This is a genomic window from Methylorubrum rhodinum (assembly GCF_014199935.1).
Lineage (GTDB): Bacteria > Pseudomonadota > Alphaproteobacteria > Rhizobiales > Beijerinckiaceae > Methylobacterium > Methylobacterium rhodinum.
Genome location: NZ_JACHOP010000058.1, coordinates 1 through 1,042, shown reverse-complemented (window position 1 = coordinate 1,042; position 1,042 = coordinate 1). Strand labels below are relative to the sequence as shown.

General features: G+C 65.5%; 1 pseudogene. It reads left to right on the top strand.

From position 1 onward, the window contains the following. Window positions 1-95: 95 nt before the first annotated feature. Window positions 96-944 (top strand): annotated as a pseudogene (locus HNR00_RS25310) (IS3 family transposase); the annotation flags it as partial. Window positions 945-1,042: the final 98 nt, after the last annotated feature.

Here is a 1,042-nt window from a genome sequence, read left to right as displayed (position 1 = left end):
GCTGCGCATCCACTCGGCGCTCGGTTATATCACACCCGAGCAGGCCGAGAGGAACGCGAGCTAACCCCCGTGTCCGTGGAAGCGGGGGACGATCATTCGCGTTCATCGCAAAGCATCGCGCTGTCTGGCCGGTTGCCTGGATGTGCGCGGCGCTGGGTGTCTCGCGCTCCGGCTTACACGCTTGGCTCACCCGGCAGCCCGGCCAACGCATACGGGACGACGAAGCCATCCTGAGCAAGGCCCACGCGAGCTTTGTGGCCAGCGACCGCACCTACGGCGCGAGGCGCGTCTGGCGCGATGTGTTGGCTGAGGGTGTCGCGTGCGGGCTGCACCGCATCGAGCGGATCATGCGCGAGAACGCCTTGCGAGCGCGACCGCGCCGGCGGGGGCTACTGACGGACGAGGGTGACCGGGCTGCCGCCTCGCCCAATCTCTTGGAGCGGCGGTTCGCGGCGGATGCTCCGAACCGGAAATGGATCGCCGACTTCACGTATATCTGGACCGCCGAGGGCTGGCTCTCCGTCGCCGCCGTCATCGATCTGTTCTCGCGCTGTGTCGTGGGCTGGTCGATGCAGACCAGCATGACGGCTCAACGCGTCACGGATGCGCTCGTCATGGCGATCTGGCGCAGGGGCAAGCCGGATGCCTTGCTGCATCACTCGGACCAGGGCTCGCACTACACGAGCGAAGCCTTACAGCGTCTGATGGCCGAGCACGGAGTGACCTGCTCGATGAGCTGGTCGGGCAACGTGTAGGACAACGCGGCGATGGAGAGCTTCTTCTCCTCGCTGAAGACCGAGCGCATGGCCCGACGGACCTACCGCACGCAGGGCGAGGCTCGGGCCGATGTGTTCGACTATATCGAACGCTTCTACAACCCGGTGCGGCGGCACGCGATCTTGGGCTACCTCAGCCCTGTCGAGTTCGAAAACCAAGCCCAATGAGCTTAGCACTACTTTGGCAGATCGCTTTCAAGGTGGCTGGTCGAGGGCGGCCTCACAGTGCGGGCATCGCCGCGGTGGTGGCCGGCTGAGGTGTTCCA